This window comes from Mycolicibacterium cosmeticum (assembly GCF_000613185.1).
In the GTDB taxonomy this organism is placed as follows: Bacteria; Actinomycetota; Actinomycetes; order Mycobacteriales; family Mycobacteriaceae; genus Mycobacterium; species Mycobacterium cosmeticum.
The window spans coordinates 611,194-628,496 of the sequence record NZ_CCBB010000003.1 but is presented as its reverse complement, the minus strand read 5'-3'; the positions used below and the strand labels follow the sequence as shown (position 1 = coordinate 628,496).

The following is a 17,303-nucleotide window of genomic DNA, read 5'->3' as shown; positions in this document are numbered from 1 at the left end:
CGAACCTTACGTTCGGGCGGCGGCCCTGCGGAGGCGTTCGGCGGCGGCGCCCACGGCGCGGATCACCTCGGGCGGATCGAGTACCTCGAATTCACATCCCGGCATGGCCAGGTACAGCGCCATCCGCTCCGGATCGTCGGCACCGGTGGTCACGATGCAGGCGTCCGGGCCGTCGGGCTCGATCTGCACCGAGGTGGCCGAAAAGGTCTGGGCGACAACGTCCTGGGCGGCGTGGTAGCGCACCCGCGCGACGTACCGGTACGGCGACGAGCTGATCGCGCGGCGCACGTAGTCGGCGGCATCGGGCGCCTCGCGCGGCACGAAGGTACTGCCCAGCGCGCGCACGTCGGACATCCGGTCCAGCCGCAGGCTGCGCCAGTCCGCCCGGTCCCGGTCATAGCCCAGCAGGTACCAGCGCCGGCCGGTGGTCACCAGCTGGTAGGGCTCCAGGCGGCGCTGGGTGGCGTTGCCGCGGATGTCGACATAGCCGCAGCTGACGTGTTCGTGGTCGCGACTCGCGCGGGCCAGGGTCATCAGGACGTCCGGGTCGACCGCGTCCTCGGTGGCCGAGGTGAGCGTGACGGTGCTGTCGTGCACGGCCGCGACCTGCGACCGCAGCCGGGAGGGCATCACCTGGTCGAGTTTGGACAGCGCGCGCAGGGCCGACTCCCCGACACCGGCGACGCTGCCGCCGGCCGCCAGGCGCAGGCAGACGGCCATCGCGACGGCCTCGTCCGGGTCGAGCAGCAGCGGCGGCAGGGCGGCGCCGGCGCCCAGTTGATAGCCGCCGCCGCGCCCCTTGCTGGCGTGCACCGGGTAGCCGAGGTCACGCAACCGCTCGATATCGCGGCGCACGCTGCGGGCGGTGACCTCGAGCCGTTCGGCCAGTTCGTCGGAGGTCCACACCCGGCGTGCTTGCAGCAGGCCCAACAGCTGCAGGACCCTCGCGGTACTCATGTCACCATTCTGATTCATTCATAGGACCGAAACTGTCCTATAAGGCTGTCAAGGTATTCGCATGGACACCGAACTGCTGGCCGACCAGCTGGATTTCCACTGGACGCATCAGCTGCGCCCACGCCTGGACGGCCTGACCGACGACGAGTACTTCTGGGAGCCGGTCCGGGGCTGCTGGACGGTGCACCCCCGGGCAACCGGGACGGTCGTCGATTTCGCGTATCCGCCGCCGCAACCCGAACCGTTCACCACCATCGCGTGGCGACTCGCGCACGTCATCGTCGGGGTGCTGGCCATGCGCAATCACTCCCATTTCGGCGGGCCGCCCGCGGACTACGAGTCGTGGCCCTATGCCACCTCGGCGGCCGGCGCGCTGGACCAGCTCGACGACGCGTATGCGCGCTGGATCGCGGGGGTGCGCGCGCTCACCGCGGCCGATCTGGCCCAACCGTGCGGACCTGCCGAGGGCCCGTACGCCGACCACTCGATGGCCACCCTGGTCCTGCACATCAACCGCGAGATGATCCACCACGGAGCCGAAATCGCTTGTATCCGTGATCTTTACATCCACACCAACACGAAGGAGAGCTAGACATGCCCGGAATGCCCGATCCCGCCGCCGGCGAGCGCCAGACCCTGATCAACTTCCTGGCCTTCCAGCAGAACGCCTTCCTCGGCGTGTCCCACGGCCTCACCGACGAGCAGGCGCGCGCCACGCCGACGGTCAGCGCGCTGTCCATCGGCGGGCTGATCAAGCACGTCACCTTCTGCCAGAAGGGATGGACCGAACGCGCCGAGCACGCGCCGGCCAGCCCCCCGCCGGATGCCCGGCCGATGGCGGAACTGATGGCCGAATACGAGGACCAGTACGTGATGCGCGAGGACGAGACGCTGGCCGGGCTGCTCGCGGACCTGGCGGCGCAGAACGCCGAGACCTTGCGGGTGTTCACCGAGGCCGACCTGGACACGCCGGTGCCGGTGCCCCATGACGTGCCGTGGTTCCCGCAGGACATCGACCACTGGTCGGTGCGGTGGGTGCTGCTGCACCTGGTCGAGGAGCTGTCCCGGCACGCCGGGCATGCCGACATCATCCGCGAGAGCGTGGACGGGGCCACCATGTACGAGTTGCTCGCCGCCGCCGAGGAGTGGCCGGAGACCGACTGGCTCAAGCGCTGGCGCCCGGCCGCGGTGTAGCCGCGTGACCGAGGGGTTGCCCGCCGCGCCCGGCGGGCAACCCCTCGGCGTCACCGGCCTACAGCGGGGCCGGCACCCGGTCGGGCCGCAGCGACGCGTAGCCCGACTCCTCCAGCGCGCGGCAATGGTGCTGGTACACCTGACCGCCACCCATGTAGACCTGGAACTCCTCCCGCTTACCGGGCACGTTCTCGCCCAGGAACCACGCCTTGGCCTTCTTGCCCTCGGTGTACATCACCGTGGCCCGGCCGGTGCGTTCGGTCTCCTCGGCCCACCACTGTTCGGACTCCGGGGTGGCCTCGAACGCCGCGACGTCGTTGTCCCGCGCCCAGCGCAGCGCGCGCTGCAGCCACTGCGCCCCCAGCTGGATCGGCACCACCAGGTTCGAATACGGCGTCTGCGGCCCGAGCGACATGAAGAAGTTCGGGAAGCCGTGCACACCGATACCCAGATTCGATCGCAGACCGTCGCGGGCCCAGCGCTCCCGCAACGTGATTCCCTCCCGGCCGATGATGTCGATGTTGGTCAGGGTGCCCGTCATCGCGTCGAAGCCGGTCGCGAAGATCAGCACGTCCAGCGGGTACTCGGTGTCACCGACGCGCACCCCGGCCGGGGTGATCTCGGTGATCGGGGTGGATGCGGTATCGACCAACCGCACGTGGTCGAGGTTGAAGGCGTCGTAGTAGCCGTGCCCCGTCGGGACGCGTTTCCCGTTGAAGGAGTAGGTTTTCGGGCACAGCAGCTCCGCGGTCACCGGGTCTGTGACGATCTCGCGGATCTTGGACCGGATGAACTCCGAGGCCAGCTCGCTGGCCTCGTGATTGGTGGCCAGGTCGTTGAAGCACTCGTTGGCGAAGTGGAAGCCGCCCTCGTTCCACTTGCTCTCGAAGATGCTGCGCCGTTGTTCGGCGGACACCTCCAACGCGCTGTAGCGGGCCGGTTCCATCGCCACCCCGAACGGATGGGCCGCGGCCTTGGCGTAGATGTCGTCGTAGTTGTCGCGCAACCACTGCATCTGCTCGGGCGTGACCGGATCGTTGGTGGTCTCGACGACGAAATTCGGGGTGCGCTGGAAAACCACGAATTCGCCGACCTGCGGTGCGATCTCGGGCACGATCTGGATCCCGGACGCGCCAAGACCGATCAGCCCGACACGCTTGCCGGCCAGGTCGACGCCGTCGCGCGGCCAGTGCGCGGTGTGGTACTTCTGGCCGGCGAAGCTGTCGATGCCTGGGATGTCGGGGTAGATCGCCTGGGACAGCACACCCATCCCGCTGATGAGGTATTTGGCCACCAGCGGTTGCCCGCCCTCGATCTGCACCGTCCAGGTGTTGGCCGCCTCGTCGTAGCGGGCGGAGGTCACCCGGGTGCCCAGCCGGATATCGCGGCGCAGGTCGAGGCGGTCGGCGACGAAGTTGAGGTAGGCCAGCACCTCGTCTCCCGCCGGATAGCGCTGCGTCCAGGTCCACTCGTCGCGCACCTCCTTGGAGAAGGAGAACGAGTAGTAGCTGTATTCGCTGTCGGTGCGCACACCCGGGTAGCGATTGGCCAGCCAGGTGCCGCCGACGCCGTCCTGGGCGTCGAGAACGACAGTGTCCAAGCCGATTTCACGGAGGTGAGCCAGGATGGCCAGGCCGGAGAAACCGGCCCCGATGACGATGGCGTCGAAGGTGTTCATGGGGTGGTCCTTTCGAGGTCAGGCGGACGCCGGTGCGGCGAAACGACGGTGAGCACCGGCGCTGCGCCGGCCGCGGTACCAGGCCGCCATGGTGGCGATGGCCTGGTCGGCGGCGGGCAGCTGCCCGGCCTGCAGGGGGAAGACGTGCTGCTGGCCGGGCGCCACGTCGAAGGTGACGTCGACGACGGCACCGGCGGCCAGGGCGTGCAGGCGGGCGGCGTCGGCGTACAGCGACTCCACGTCGGCGGCGGTGATGTAGAGCGGCGGGAAGCCGGCGAACTCGGCGTAGAGCGGGTTCACCAGCGGGTCACGGGCACTGGCACCCCCGGACAGGTAGCGATCGATATTGCCCTGCAACCCTTCCCGGGTGATCAGGAAGTCGGTGTCGTCGTTGGTGGCGATGGTCTCGCCGCCGTTCTCCATGTCCAGCCACGGCGAGATGGTCAGCACCACACCCGGTGTCCCCGCGCCGCGCGTGCGCTGCCGCAGCACCGTGGCGATCGCGATGTTCGCACCGGCGCTGTCGCCGACGAAGGCGATATCGGCCGGGTCGATCCCGGACTCCACCAGCGCGTCGAACACCGCGGTGGTGTCGTCGAGTTGCGCTGGGTACGGGTGCTCCGGCGCGCGGCGGAAGTCCGCGACGAAACCGGTGGCCCCGCACGCCGCCGCGATGTGCCCGGCCAGCTTGCGATGGCTGGCCGAGGAGCCCAGCGCGAAGCCACCACCGTGCAGGAACACCATCACCTGGGCCGGATCGGCGGTCAGCGGGCGCACCAGAATGCCGGGGACACCCCCTAATTCGGTCGACTTGTAGGTGACGTCCTCGGGTTCGGTGGTCACCCGCTGCCAGTCCTCGAAGACCCACCGCATGAGGCGCAGCGACATATCGGGGTGCGCGGCGAACTCCTCGGTCCACTCGGCGTAGACGGCGCCCAGCGGATCCGTCGGTTGCGGCGTAGTCATGGATCCTCCTCAATTCGGTTGACCGCGGCCGTGATCCGCCGCACTGGGTCAGTGTGTGAGCACGCCGGCGCCGCTCGGGCAGGTGTCGCAGATTGACACACCGCTGTCTCACCGTGACGCAGCGCACGCGTTTCCCGGCCGGCCGGCGGTTGGCTGGGCGCATCCCGATCGACAGGAGAACCCCATGAACCGTCTCAACGACAAGGTCGCCCTGGTCACCGGCTCCTGCCGGGGTATCGGCCATGCCATCGCCGAGGCGTTCGCCAGGGAGGGCGCCGTCACCGTGGCCACCGGCCGCGCCAAGACCGACGAATCCTTCGGCCCGCGCTCGCCGGGCATCCACTACCGCCAGCTCGACGTCGCCCGCGAGGACGACTGGGCGACGGTGATCGCCGATGTGGTGGACCGGTTCGGGCGTATCGACGTGTTGGCCAACAACGCCGGCATCATCGCCTACCAGTCACTGCACGAGCTCACCGTCGCCGAGTGGGAACGGGTGATCGCCACCAATCAGACCGGCACCTGGTTGGGCATGCGCGCGGTCATCCCGCACATGATCGACCAGGGCGGCGGTTCGGTCATCAACGTGTCCTCGATCTGGGGAAACGCCGCCGTCGCCGGGGCGCACGCCTACCACGCCACGAAAGGCGCGGTGCGCAACATGTCCAAGAGCGCGGCGATCAGTTATGCCAAGGACAACGTCCGGGTGAATTCGGTGCACCCCGGCTTCGTCAAGACCCCGCTGACCGACGCCCAGGAGGCCGAGATCAACGACTTCGTGGTCGCCCAGACCCCGATGGGCCGCGCCGGCCGGCCCGAGGAGATCGCCAACGGTGTGGTCTTCCTGGCCTCGGATGAGGCCAGCTTCGTCACCGGGTCGGAACTGGTGATCGACGGGGGTTACCTGGCCCAGTGACGGCTAACCGTCCAGGTGATAGGTCTTGAGCTTGCGGTGGATGGTCGCGCGGGAAACACCCAACAGCTCAGCCGCTTTCGAGCGGTTGCCGCCGGCCTCCTGTAATGCGCGCCGGATGGTCTCCATCTCGGTGCGTTCGATCATCGACCACGAGCGGCGGGCGCGCAGGGCATCGGGCAGCCGGTCCAGCCGCACCACGCCCCGCACACCGTCGGACACCAGCTGGGCGACCACGGTGCGCAGCTCGACGAGGTTGCCCGGCCACCCGGCGGCCTCCAGCGCGCGGCGGGCGTCCTCGGACAGGGCCAGCCGCAAGCCCGGTGAGCGTTGCGCGACGAACGCATTCCACAGCGCCCCCAGATCGGCGGTGCGCTCGCGCAGCGGCGGGACCCACACCATCGCCACGCCGAGCCGGCCGGCGCGCGCCTCGGCGGCGGCCTGACTGTCGGCGGTGGCGGTCAGCAGCACCGACGCGGCGCTGTCGTCGATCAGGGCGCGGAGCGCATCGAGGGCCCGCGCGTCGAGGTGCTCGACGGCGCGGATGATGATGCGCGGTGCGGTGGCCAGCAGGCCGGCGAGCTCCTGCAGCCAGGCCTGCTCGCCGATGATCTGCCGTTGCGCGGTGTGCACCACCGCGACATCGCCGGCGACGGCGCCCAGACGGTGCGGACGGCCAAGTGCCAGTGAGGTTTTCCCGGTGCCCGACTCACCGGCGATGAGCAGCGGGGCACCCGCGGCGATATGCCTGCTGACCTGGTGTGCGGCATGCAGCCAGGATTTCGTCTGCCCGACCAGGGCGTCGGCGGCCGGGCCGGGATGGCCCACCGACGTGCGTGGCGCCGGCCGTAGCGCGGCGACCATGCCGGCCGCACCGTCGAGCACCCGGACGTCGACGGCCGTGCTGCCGACCGACAGTTCGGCGGTCATCCTGGTGTCGTGCCGCAGTCCCGCGCACAAATGGCCGATCAGATCGACATCGGACTGGGTCAGTTCGCCGGCGCGTCTGCTACGCATCGTCAGCCCGTCCGGACCGAACGCCACCACGGGGCCGTCGTGCCGTTTCGAGGCGTCCAGGAACGCCGCCAGCATGGCCCTGGCACCGGGCTGCGCGACGTCGAGGACGTGCTGCTGGAGTTGGGCGGCAAGCGAATTGGTCAACGGCAGCAGCAGGCCGCTGCGTTCGTCGATCCGGGTGGACATGGTGACCGCGGCCAGCAGCTTGCCGGTGATCGGATGCCACACCGGCGCCCCCGTGCACAGCGCGTTCTGGTAGACGTCGGCGAAGTGTTCGGCGCCCTGGATGAGCACACTCTTGCCGGCGGCCAGTGCGGTGCCCACGCCGTTGGTGCCGACCACGTCCTCGGCCAGCACGGCACCGCGCACCGTGCCGAGCCGGTCCAGCTGGTTCATCGCCACCGAGTCCTGCGACCAGCGCTGCACGATCCGGCCCTGGGCGTCGGCGAGCAGCAGGCCCATGCCCGAACCGGCCAGATCCTCGGCGGCGCGCGCCATCGGCGCCTGGAACATCTCCAGCAGATGGTTGTCCAGCAGGTCTTCGTCCACCCGCGGGACGTCGCGGACGTTGCCCGGCGCGCCCAGAGCGTCGGTGGACCGCAGCCAGGAGGCCAACACCTCGGCGGGCACCGCCTGATCGGCGGAGGACAGGAACTGCGCGCGGATCTCCTCGAACCGCGGTTCGCCGAGTCGCTCCGACACGTCCACTCCTTGCATTCGCCGCCGGGATCGACTCCCGGAAGCGATCTGGATCACACCCTACCGCAGCGATGGTGCGCCACCGCGGGCGTCGCAACGGGGCACTGTCTCAAAAAGACGCACTCGGATCCGAGGTCGGATCCCGGACCTAGCGTGCCTTCCATGACCACCACCCTTGCCGGCCCCGCCGAATCCACCGTGCACGGCCGACGTGTGCCCACCGGAGCGTTCATCGACGGCGGGTGGCGCCCGGCCGAGAAGACCTTCGCGGTGCTGGATCCGGCCACCGGGACCACCATCGCCGAGGTCGCCGACGGCACCCCGGCCGATGCGCTCGCGGCCCTGGACGCCGCGCACGCCGCCCGGTCCCGCTGGCAGCACGTCACCCCGCGGGACCGTGCCGACCTGTTCGCACGCGCGCACCGGCTGCTGACGGAGCGGGCCGATGCGTTCGCCGAGGTGATGACCGCCGAGAGCGGTAAACCGTTGACCGAGTCGCGCGCCGAGTTCGCCTTGAGCGCCGAGTTCTTCCTCTGGTACACCGAGCAGATCGCCCACCTGCACGGCACCTATGCACCGTCGTCGCACGGCGGGTACCGGGTGATCACCACCCATCAACCGGTCGGCCCGGCGCTGCTGATCACGCCGTGGAACTTCCCGATGCTGATGATCGCGCGCAAGGCCGGGGCCGCGCTGGCCGCCGGCTGCCCGGTGATCGTCAAGAGCGCCAAGGAAACTCCGCTGACCTGTGCGCTGTTCGTGGAGACGCTGCGCGAAGCGGGCTTCCCGGACGGGGTGGTCAACCTGGTGCACACCACCGACTCGGCGGGGGTATCGGCGGCGTTGATGGCCGACGAGCGGCTGCGCAAGGTCAGCTTCACCGGATCCACCGGCGTCGGCGCCACGCTGCTGGCCCAGGCCGCGCCGGGGATCATCAACGCGTCCATGGAACTCGGTGGTGACGGGCCGTTCGTGGTGCTCGACGACGCCGACGTCGAGCTGGCCGCCCAGCAGGCGGTCGTGTGCAAGTTCCGCAATGCCGGCCAGGCGTGTGTGGCGGCCAACCGGATCATCGTGCACAGCGCCGTCGCAGAGGCGTTCACCACCCGGTTCGTCGAACTGACCGAACTGTTGACCGTCGGCAACGGCTTCGACCCGGGCGTCGACGTCGGGCCCATCATCTCGGCGCGGCAACGGGATTCGGTGCTCGAGCTGGTCGACGTGCTGCACGCCGCCGGCGCCGAGCTGCTGACCGGGGGTAGCGCACTGCCCGGCGCCGGATACTTCTTCTCCCCCACCGTGTTCCGGGTGCCCGGCCGCCCGGAGCAGCTGTGCAGCCGCGAACTGTTCGCCCCGGTGGCGACCATCTACGAGGTCGCCTCGACCGCCGAGGCCGTGGGGTTCGCCAACGACACCCGCTACGGGTTGGCCGCCTACGTGTTCACCAAGGATCTGTCCCGGGCCGTCGCCGTCGCCGAACGCCTCGACTTCGGCATGGTCGGAATCAACCGCGGCATCATGGCCGACCCGGCCGCCGCATTCGGCGGTACCAAGGCGTCCGGACTGGGCCGCGAAGGCGGCCATGACGCCATCTACGACTACCTCGAACCGAAGTATCTGGCCCTCACGGTCGACGAGGAGGAAGGCCTGTCATGACGAACACCCTCACCCCGCCCGTCCGCACCGTCAACGAGATCGGGATCGGCCTGTTGCGGCAGCCGGCGATGGTGTTGTTCGGCGCCGGGCAGCGCCGCCAGCTGCCGCGTGTCCTCGGCGCTCTCGGGGACCGCGTCCTGATCGTCACCGACACGCGGATGGCCGCCAGCGCAGAGTTCGGCCGGATCACCGAAGACCTCACCCAGCAGGGTGTTTCGGCCCTCGTCTACGACGGGACCGAACCCGACCTGCCCCGGCGCAACGTGGTGGACATCGCCGAGCGGTTCGGCGCGTGCGAGGTGGCCGCGATCGTCGGTATCGGCGGTGGATCGTGCATGGACCTGGCGAAGGTGGCCTCGGTGGTACTCACCCACGGCGGCGACGTACGCGACTATTACGGCCAGTTCCTGGTGCCGGGCCCGGGCATCCCGGTGGTCACCGTGCCCACCACCGGCGGCACCGGGGCCGAAGTCACCTGCATCTCCGTCGTTTTCGACGAGGACCAGGGCATGAAGGTCGGGGTTGCCAGCCCCTACCTGGAAGCCCACGCCGCGATCATCGACCCCGAACTGACGCTGAGCTGCCCGCCCGGGCTGACCGCCGCGTCGGGTGCCGACGCGCTGTCCCATCTCATCGAGTCGTTCACCGGGCGTGCGAAGAACCCCGACGCCGACCAACTCTCGACCACGTTGTACGCCGGCAAGAACGTGCTGGCCGACGTCTACGCGCGGACCGGGCTGGCCCTGCTGAACCGGTCGCTGCCCGCGGTGGCCGCCGACCCGACCGACCTGTCGGCCCGCTCCGACACCCTGTTCGGCGCCTACTGCGCGGGCATGGCCATCAACACCGCGGGCACCGCGGGGGCGCACGCCATCCAGTCCCCGATCGGGGCGCTCACCCACACCCCGCACGGTTTCGGCATCAGCGCACTGCTGCCGTACGTGATGCGCTACAACCTGCCGGCCCGGATTCCGGAGTTCGCCGAGATCGGCCGCATCCTCGGCGCGGCGGTGGAGTCGGATCCCGAAGAGCGGCAGGCGCAGTCGGCGATCGAACGGATCGAAGCCATCCTGGCGACCCTCGGGGCCCCGCTGGATCTGCGCACCTTGGGCCTGGCGCCCGGCGATTTCCACCATGTCGCCGAGCAGGCCATGCTGGCCACCCGCCTGACGGCCAACAATCCGCGCGAGCTGACCGTCGACGCGGTGCTGGCGATCCTGCGGCGCGGCTACGACGGGGATCGCGGCTGGTGGCGGCTGTGAGTCAGCCGCCGGTGACGATCCTGGGCGCCGGCTCGATCGGTGTTGCCTTCGCGATCCTGTTCGCCACCAACGGCTTCGACGTCACCGTCTACGACCCGGTCGAGGAGGCGCTGCCCAGGGCCGCCGAAGACCTGGCACTGCGGCTCGAGCAGCTCGGCACCGACACCGATCGCGTCACCTTCACCACGGATCTGCCGGCCGCCCTGGCCGGTGCCGGCTTCGTCCAGGAGTGCGCGCCCGAGCGCGCCGACCTCAAGCGGACGCTGCTGCAACGGGCCGCCGCCCTCACCGATGCGGATGTCCCGCTGGTCAGCTCGAGTTCGGCGATCGTGGCGAGCACCCTGGCCGAGGGGCTGGCGCCGCAGATCGCGGCGCGCGTCCTCGTCGGCCACCCCGGCAACCCGCCGTACCTGCTGCCGGTGGTCGAGGTGGTGCCCTCGCCGGCGACCGCGGACGCGATCGTGGCCGACACCGTCGCGGTGTACCGGTCGGCGGGCCTGCGTCCGGTGCTGGTGCGCAGGGAGGTCGAGGGGTTCGTGTTCAACCGGCTGCAGGGTGCGCTGCTGCGCGAGGCCTACTGCCTGGTCCGCGACGGCGTCGCGACGGTCGACGATATCGACGAGGTGGTCCGCAGCGGGCTCGGGCTGCGGTGGAGCTTCATGGGGCCGTTCGAAACCGCCGACCTGAACACCCGCGGCGGTATCGCCTCGCATGCCGCCAAGATGGGCCCGGCGTACGAACGGATGGGCGCCGAGCGGGGCCAACACGATCCGTGGACCCCCGAACTGGTCGCCGAGGTCACCGCGCAGCGGCGCGCCCTGCTCGATCTGCGGGACTGGGACCAGCGGGTGCGGTGGCGCGACCGCAAGCTCATCGAACTGCGCCGGTAGCCGCCGGACACCCCGCAGGTTTTGGTGCTACCGGCGGTTTTGAGACACTGCACACATGAGCACTCAGCCATCGAAAGCCAAGCACCGCGAGGTCGCCAGGCTCGATCGGGTGCCGCTGCCCGTCGAAGCCGCCCGGATCGGCGCTACCGGCTGGCAGGTCACCCGGGCCGGCGCCCGCGTCGTCGGCAACATCCTGGGCAAAGGCAGCCTGCAGCAGAAGATCATCAAGCAGGTGCCCCAAGCCTTCGCCGACCTCGGCCCCACCTACGTCAAGTTCGGCCAGATCATCGCCTCCAGCCCGGGCGCCTTCGGCGAGCCGCTGTCGCGGGAATTCCGCGGACTGCTCGACCGGGTGCCGCCCGCCGACCCCGACGCCGTGCACAAGCTCTTCAAGGAGGAACTCGGCGACGAACCGCAGAACCTGTTCAAATCCTTCGACGAGACCCCGTTCGCGTCGGCGTCCATCGCCCAGGTGCACTACGCCACCTTGCACACCGGCGAAGAGGTGGTGGTCAAGATCCAGCGGCCCGGCATCCGCCGCCGGGTGGCCGCCGACCTGCAGATCCTCAAACGCGGGGCGCAGATCGTCGAGCTGGCCAAGCTGGGCCGGCGACTGTCGGCCCAGGACGTGGTCGCCGACTTCTCCGACAATCTGGCCGAGGAACTGGACTTCCGCCTGGAAGCGCAATCCATGGACGCCTGGGTGGCGCACATGCACGCCTCCCCGCTGGGCGAGAACATCCGGGTGGCGCAGGTGTACTGGGATCTGACCAGCGAGCGCGTGCTCACCATGGAGCGCATCCAGGGCACCCGCATCGACGACGTCGCCGCCATCCGCAAGAAGGGGTTCGACGGTGAGGCGCTGGTGAAGGCCCTGCTGTTCAGCGTGTTCGAGGGCGGCCTGCGGCACGGCCTGTTCCACGGTGACCTGCATGCCGGCAACCTCTACGTCGACGACGACGGCAAGATCGTCTTCTTCGACTTCGGGATCATGGGCCGCATCGACCCGCGCACCCGGTGGCTGCTGCGCGAGCTGGTCTATGCGCTGCTGGTGAAGAAGGACCATGCGGCCGCGGGCAAGATCGTGGTGTTGATGGGCGCGGTCGGCACCGTCAAGCCGGAGGCCCAGGCGGCCAAGGATCTGGAGCGTTTCGCCACGCCGCTGACCATGTCCTCGCTCGGCGAGATGAGTTATGCCGAGATCGGCAGGCAGCTCTCGACGCTGGCCGACGCCTACGACGTGAAGCTGCCGCGCGAGCTGGTGCTGATCGGCAAGCAGTTCCTCTACGTGGAGCGCTACATGAAACTGCTGGCACCGAGATGGCAGATGATGAGTGACCCGCAGTTCACCGGGTACTTCGCCAATTTCATGGTGGAGATCAGCCGGGAGCACAAACAAGCCGAAGAAGAGGGCAACGCATGACCGTCCGTACCGGCACCGCCAAGCACGGTGACATCGAGATCGTCTACGAGGATTTCGGCAATCCCGACGACCCGGCCGTCCTGCTGGTCATGGGGCTGGGCGCGCAACTGTTGTTGTGGCGCAAGGGTTTCGTCGAGAAACTGGTCGACCAGGGTTTGCGTGTCATCCGCTTCGACAACCGCGATATCGGGCTGTCCACCAAGCTGCCCCACGCCCGCAGCGGCGCGCCGCTGCCGACCCGGATGGCCCGGTCCTTCCTCGGGTTGCGCAGCCCGGCCGGTTACACCCTGGAGGACATGGCCGATGACGCGGCCGCGCTGCTGGATCACCTGAGCATCGACCGGGCGCACATCGTCGGCGCGTCGATGGGCGGCATGATCGCCCAGGTTTTCGCCGCCCGGCACGCGCACCGCACCCGCAGCCTGGGCGTCATCTTCTCCAGCAACAACCAGGCGCTGCTGCCCCCGCCCGGGCCCAAACAACTGCTGGCCATCCTGCAGAAACCCAAGGAGGCCACCCGGGAGGCCATCGTCGAGAACTCGGTGCGGGTGCTGAGCATCATCGGCAGCCCGGGGTTCCCCACGCCACCGGAGCGGGCCCGCGCCGACGCCATCGAGAGCTACGAGCGCTCGTACTACCCGGCCGGGGTGGGCAGACAATTCGCGGCCATCATGGGCAGTGGCAGCCTGCGGCGTTACAACCGGCAGATCACCGCGCCGACGGTGGTGATCCACGGCAAGGCTGACAAGCTGATGCGCCCGTCCGGAGGCCGGGCGATCGCCAGGGCCATCCCCGGTGCCCGGCTGGTGCTGTTCGACGGAATGGCCCACGACCTGCCCGAAGCCCTGTGGGATGACATCGTCGGCGAGTTGAAGTCGAACTTCGCGAGCTGATTTTCGGCCCATCTGTCGGATTGGGCGGGCGCCGTTCGTCGGACAGGTAGAGAGTGGGATACCAGGTCCCGCCCCTACCGAAAGAGGCGTCATGTACTACTTCGCACTGCTGTTGGGCCCGGAGCGCGCACTGACCCCCGCCGAAGGCGCCGCCGAGATGGCCGCCTATCAGGCGTTCCACGCCAAGGCCGGGTCGGCGATCCGCGCCGGGGACGCGCTCTGCGCCGCCAAGGACGGCAAGCTGATCACCGGCTGGCCGGGCAATCCGGTGGTGACCGACGGTCCGTTCGCCGAAGGCGCTGAGGTGGCCGGCGGCTACTACGTGCTGGAGGCCGACAACCTCGACGACGCGCTGGCCCTGGCCCGCGACATCCCGGCCGCGCAGTACGGCGCCGTCGAGGTGTGGCCGATGGTGCACTGGGGCGCCCCCACCGAGCCCGTCGGGGCGGCGTGGCTCGGCCTGCTGCTGGAGGCACCGGAAGACGTCAACATCCCCGGCTCCCCCGAGTTCGAGGCCAGGGTGGCCCTGCATCAGGAAGCCCGCACGTCGATCGGTGACCACGTGCTGGGCGGCGCGCCGCTGCATCCGCCCGCCACGGCGACGACGGTGCGGGTGCGCGACGGGCAGGTGCTGCTGACCGACGGCCCGTATGCCGAGGGTGCCGAGGTGGCCAACGGCTTCTATTTGATCCGGGCCGCCGATCAGGACGAGGCGGTCAAGGTCGCCTCGATGATCCCCGCCGGTTCGGTGCTGGTGCGGCAGCTGGCCGGGATCGCCGGTCTGTAACGCCCCGTACCGAATGACCATCCTGGACGGCGTCTTCCGTCGTGAATGGGGGCCTGCGGTGGCCGCGCTCGCCCGCTGGTGCGGCGATCTCGGCATCGCCGAGGACGCCGTCCAGGAGGCCTTCACCGAGGCACTGCGCAGCTGGGGCGACCACCCGCCGGCCAACCCCGGCGGCTGGCTGATCGCCGTCGCGCGCAATCGGGCGCTGGATCGGTTGCGACGCGAAACATCGCGCCCCGGAAAGGAACTCGCGGCGATGCCGATTCCGGCCGACGACCGGCCCGTGCACCCGGTGCGCGATGACGAGCTGCGGATGATGTTCACCTGCGCGCACCCCGCCCTCGACGGGCCCTCGCAGCTGGCCCTCACCCTGCGGTTGATCTCGGGGTTGACGGTGCCCGAGATCGCGCGGGCGCTGATGCAGTCCGAGGCGGCCGTCGGGCAGCGGATCACCCGCGCCAAGGCCAAGATCCGGCACGCCAACATCCCGCTGCGGGTGCCGCCGGCCGAACTGCTCGGCGAGCGCACCCCGCACGTGCTGGCCTGTGTGTACTCGGTGTTCACCGAGGGGTACTGGTCGACGGGCGGGCCGTCGGCCATCCGCGACGACCTCTGCGACGAGGGGGTGCGGCTGGCCGGTGAGCTGTGCGCGCTGATGCCGGGGGTCCGCGAAACGCACGCCCTGGCCGCGCTGACCTTGCTGCACGATTCGCGGCGCAGCACCCGGGTGGACGCCGACGGTGTGCTCACGCCCCTTGAGGAGCAGGACCGCACCCGCTGGGATCGGGGCCGGATCGCGCGCGGGCTGGACCGGCTGCGGCTGGCCGCCGGCGCCGCGGGACCGTATCTGCCGCAGGCGGTGATCGCGGCCGCGCATGCCACGGCGCCGGATTGGGAGTCGACCGACTGGGCGGTGATCTGCGCGGCTTACGATCGGCTCATCGCGATCACCGATTCCCCGATGGCCCGGGCCAACCGGGCGCTGGCGCTGGGTTTCCGCTCCGGCTTCGATACCGGCCTGGCCGCGCTCGACGAGGTCGCCGACGATCCCCGACTGACCCGCTCCAGCGTGGTCGCCTCGATCCGGGCCGACCTGCTGCGCCGTGCTGGGCGGCTGCCCGAGGCGGCGCACTGGTATCGAATCGCCCTGGACCGCAACGCTTCCGAACCGGCACGGGAGTTCCTGCGCCGGCGGCTCGCCGAATGCGGGGGCTGATGGGGGCACTCGGGGTGGCGCTGCTCGTGATCGCCACCGCCGCCCTGGCGGCCCGCTTCCTGCCCGCCGTCAATCGCACCGTGCTGCTGACGGCCGCGCTGTCGCCGTATCTCATGCTGGGCGCCCCGGTGGCGGCCGTCGCCTTCGCGGCATCCGGGCGCGGTGCGCCCGCCACCGGCGCAGCGGTGGTGACCGCCGCGGCGCTGGCGACCCAACTGCCGTCCTTCGTCCGCCGGCGAGCGCCGTCAGGCCCGGTCCTGCGCTTCGTCACCGCGAATCTGCGCTACGGCCAAGCGGATCCGGTGGCGGTCGCCGAGCTGGCCCAGCGGCACGCGGACGTGCTGGCCGTGCAGGAACTCACCCCGGAGTTGGCCGACGCGCTGTCGGCTCGGCTCGCGGCGGCCTTCCCGTTCGCCATGCTGCGACCGGGCGAGCGCGCGTCCGGCGTCGGACTGTGGAGCCGCCATCCGGTGCTTGGCACCGGCAGCGACGAGCGTTTCCAGCGCGGGTTCATCACCGCGCGCATCCGCGTGCCCGGTCTGTCGACCCCGGCGACGGTGGTCTGCACCCACCTGTCTCCGCCGCGGTCGGCGTTCGGGAGTTGGCGCGCCGATATCGCGCGGCTGGGACCCGCACTGAAGCGCGTGAGCACCGAGGGTCCGGTGGTGGTGGGGTGTGACCTCAACGCCACGGCCGATGTGCGCGTCTTCCGCGCCCTGCTGCGTGATGGTTACGCCGACGGCGCCGGCCAGGCCGGCGCCGGGTTCCTGCGCACCCACCCCGATGACCTGCCGGTCCCGCGGGTCGTCGCGGTGGACCATGTGCTGACCCGGGACGCCACCGTCACCGGTATCCGCGCGGTGCGAGTGCCGGGGTCGGATCACCGGGCGCTGGTGGCCACGGTGGTGCTGGGGCGAGCCTGAAAATGCCGAATGGCCAGTCACTGCACGGGATTTCGATCAACCCGCACAACGACTGGCCACTCGGACCGACTTTCTATTCCTCCGTGAAATTCCGGGTGACCGTCGGGTCCACCGGGATGCCCGGGCCGGTCGTCGTCGACACGGTGACCTTCTTCAGGTACCGGCCCTTCGAGGACGACGGCTTGGCACGCAGCACCTCGTCGAGGGCGGCGCCGTAGTTCTCGGCCAGCTTGGCCTCGTCGAACGACGCCTTGCCGATCACGAAGTGCAGGTTGGCCTGCTTGTCGACGCGGAAGTTGATCTTGCCGCCCTTGATGTCGGCCACGGCCTTGGCGACGTCAGCGGTCACGGTGCCGGTCTTGGGGTTGGGCATCAGACCGCGCGGGCCCAGCACGCGGGCGATGCGGCCAACCTTGGCCATCTGGTCGGGCGTGGCGATCGCGGCGTCGAAATCCAGGAAACCACCCTGGATCTTCTCGATCAGATCGTCGCTGCCAACCACGTCCGCGCCGGCGGCCAGCGCCTGCTCGGCCTTCTCACCCACGGCGAACACCGCGACACGGGCCGTCTTACCGGTGCCGTGCGGCAGGTTCACGGTGCCGCGGACCATCTGGTCGGCCTTGCGGGGATCGACGCCCAGGCGGATGGCCACCTCGACAGTCGCGTCCTGCTTCTTCGACGAGGTCTCCTTGGCCAGCCGGGCGGCCTGCAGCGGGGTGTAGAGGTTGGTGCGATCCACCTTCTCGGCGGCTTCGCGATATGCCTTGCTGTTCTTGCTCATTGTGTCTCCTGTTCAGAGTTGTGGTTGCGAGCCGAAGCGGGCTCTCCC

16 protein-coding genes are annotated in these 17,303 nt (G+C 69.9%); 11 read left to right on the top strand and 5 right to left on the bottom strand.

Annotation, left to right across the window (positions count from 1 at the left end; translation table 11 throughout):
• Window positions 1-6: 6 nt before the first annotated feature.
• A complete protein-coding gene (locus BN977_RS22145; protein WP_036401540.1) occupies window positions 7-957 on the bottom strand; it encodes a helix-turn-helix transcriptional regulator in 951 nt (316 codons plus the stop codon).
• A gap of 61 nt (window positions 958-1,018) precedes the next feature.
• On the opposite strand from BN977_RS22145, the gene BN977_RS22140 reads away from it, so the two are divergent.
• Together BN977_RS22140 and BN977_RS22135 are read left to right on the top strand one after the other, a co-directional pair.
• A complete protein-coding gene (locus tag BN977_RS22140; protein ID WP_036401539.1) occupies window positions 1,019-1,549 on the top strand; it encodes a DinB family protein in 531 nt (176 codons plus the stop codon).
• Between the two features lie 2 nt (window positions 1,550-1,551).
• Window positions 1,552-2,151: a DinB family protein gene (locus tag BN977_RS22135; protein ID WP_036401538.1), complete on the top strand. Its 600-nt coding sequence runs from the start codon at window positions 1,552-1,554 to the stop codon at window positions 2,149-2,151.
• A 58-nt stretch (window positions 2,152-2,209) separates the two neighbouring features.
• On the opposite strand, the gene BN977_RS22130 is transcribed toward BN977_RS22135, so the two are convergent.
• Both BN977_RS22130 and BN977_RS22125 read right to left on the bottom strand, forming a co-directional pair.
• On the bottom strand, window positions 2,210-3,829 hold the full coding sequence (locus tag BN977_RS22130; protein ID WP_036401537.1) for a flavin-containing monooxygenase: 1,620 nt from the start codon (window positions 3,827-3,829) through the stop codon (window positions 2,210-2,212).
• Window positions 3,830-3,847: 18 nt separating this feature from the next.
• Window positions 3,848-4,795, bottom strand: a complete 948-nt coding sequence (locus tag BN977_RS22125) for an alpha/beta hydrolase (protein ID WP_036401536.1) — start codon at window positions 4,793-4,795, stop codon at window positions 3,848-3,850.
• Between the two features lie 184 nt (window positions 4,796-4,979).
• On the opposite strand from BN977_RS22125, the gene BN977_RS22120 reads away from it, so the two are divergent.
• On the top strand, window positions 4,980-5,711 hold the full coding sequence (locus BN977_RS22120) for an SDR family NAD(P)-dependent oxidoreductase (RefSeq protein ID WP_024454144.1): 732 nt from the start codon (window positions 4,980-4,982) through the stop codon (window positions 5,709-5,711).
• A gap of 3 nt (window positions 5,712-5,714) precedes the next feature.
• Here BN977_RS22120 and BN977_RS22115 read toward each other — a convergent pair whose 3' ends face one another.
• Window positions 5,715-7,427 (bottom strand): sigma-54-dependent Fis family transcriptional regulator, encoded by a 1,713-nt coding sequence (locus BN977_RS22115; RefSeq protein ID WP_036404168.1) that lies wholly within the window; start codon window positions 7,425-7,427, stop codon window positions 5,715-5,717.
• Window positions 7,428-7,586: 159 nt separating this feature from the next.
• Here BN977_RS22115 and BN977_RS22110 point away from each other — a divergent pair, with 159 nt between their 5' ends.
• From BN977_RS22110 to BN977_RS22075, 8 genes are all read left to right on the top strand, one after another.
• Complete coding sequence (locus BN977_RS22110) at window positions 7,587-9,080, top strand: NAD-dependent succinate-semialdehyde dehydrogenase (RefSeq protein ID WP_024454142.1); 1,494 nt, start codon at window positions 7,587-7,589, stop codon at window positions 9,078-9,080.
• The gene (locus tag BN977_RS33385) at window positions 9,077-10,342 is read left to right on the top strand and encodes an iron-containing alcohol dehydrogenase (protein ID WP_024454141.1); all 1,266 of its coding nucleotides are present in this window, start codon (window positions 9,077-9,079) and stop codon (window positions 10,340-10,342) included. The genes BN977_RS22110 and BN977_RS33385 overlap by 4 nt, the downstream gene beginning before the upstream one ends.
• Entirely contained in the window at window positions 10,330-11,232 is a 903-nt protein-coding gene (locus tag BN977_RS33380) for a 3-hydroxyacyl-CoA dehydrogenase (protein WP_024454140.1), read from the top strand. Before BN977_RS33385 ends, BN977_RS33380 begins: the two co-directional genes overlap by 13 nt.
• 55 nt (window positions 11,233-11,287) lie before the next feature.
• Entirely contained in the window at window positions 11,288-12,655 is a 1,368-nt protein-coding gene (locus BN977_RS22095; RefSeq protein ID WP_036401534.1) for an ABC1 kinase family protein, read from the top strand.
• Window positions 12,652-13,548 carry an alpha/beta fold hydrolase gene (locus BN977_RS22090; protein ID WP_036401532.1) on the top strand — a complete coding sequence of 299 codons (897 nt, stop codon included), beginning with the start codon at window positions 12,652-12,654 and terminating at the stop codon, window positions 13,546-13,548. Before BN977_RS22095 ends, BN977_RS22090 begins: the two co-directional genes overlap by 4 nt.
• 91 nt (window positions 13,549-13,639) lie before the next feature.
• A complete protein-coding gene (locus BN977_RS22085) occupies window positions 13,640-14,335 on the top strand; it encodes a YciI family protein (protein ID WP_024454137.1) in 696 nt (231 codons plus the stop codon).
• Between the two features lie 13 nt (window positions 14,336-14,348).
• On the top strand, window positions 14,349-15,551 hold the full coding sequence (locus BN977_RS22080) for an RNA polymerase sigma factor (protein WP_036401530.1): 1,203 nt from the start codon (window positions 14,349-14,351) through the stop codon (window positions 15,549-15,551).
• A complete protein-coding gene (locus BN977_RS22075; protein WP_234709656.1) occupies window positions 15,551-16,474 on the top strand; it encodes an endonuclease/exonuclease/phosphatase family protein in 924 nt (307 codons plus the stop codon). Before BN977_RS22080 ends, BN977_RS22075 begins: the two co-directional genes overlap by 1 nt.
• Before the next feature lie 73 nt (window positions 16,475-16,547).
• Here BN977_RS22075 and rplA read toward each other — a convergent pair whose 3' ends face one another.
• Window positions 16,548-17,255 carry a 50S ribosomal protein L1 gene (gene rplA / locus BN977_RS22070; RefSeq protein ID WP_024454134.1) on the bottom strand — a complete coding sequence of 236 codons (708 nt, stop codon included), beginning with the start codon at window positions 17,253-17,255 and terminating at the stop codon, window positions 16,548-16,550.
• Window positions 17,256-17,303 lie beyond the last annotated feature (48 nt).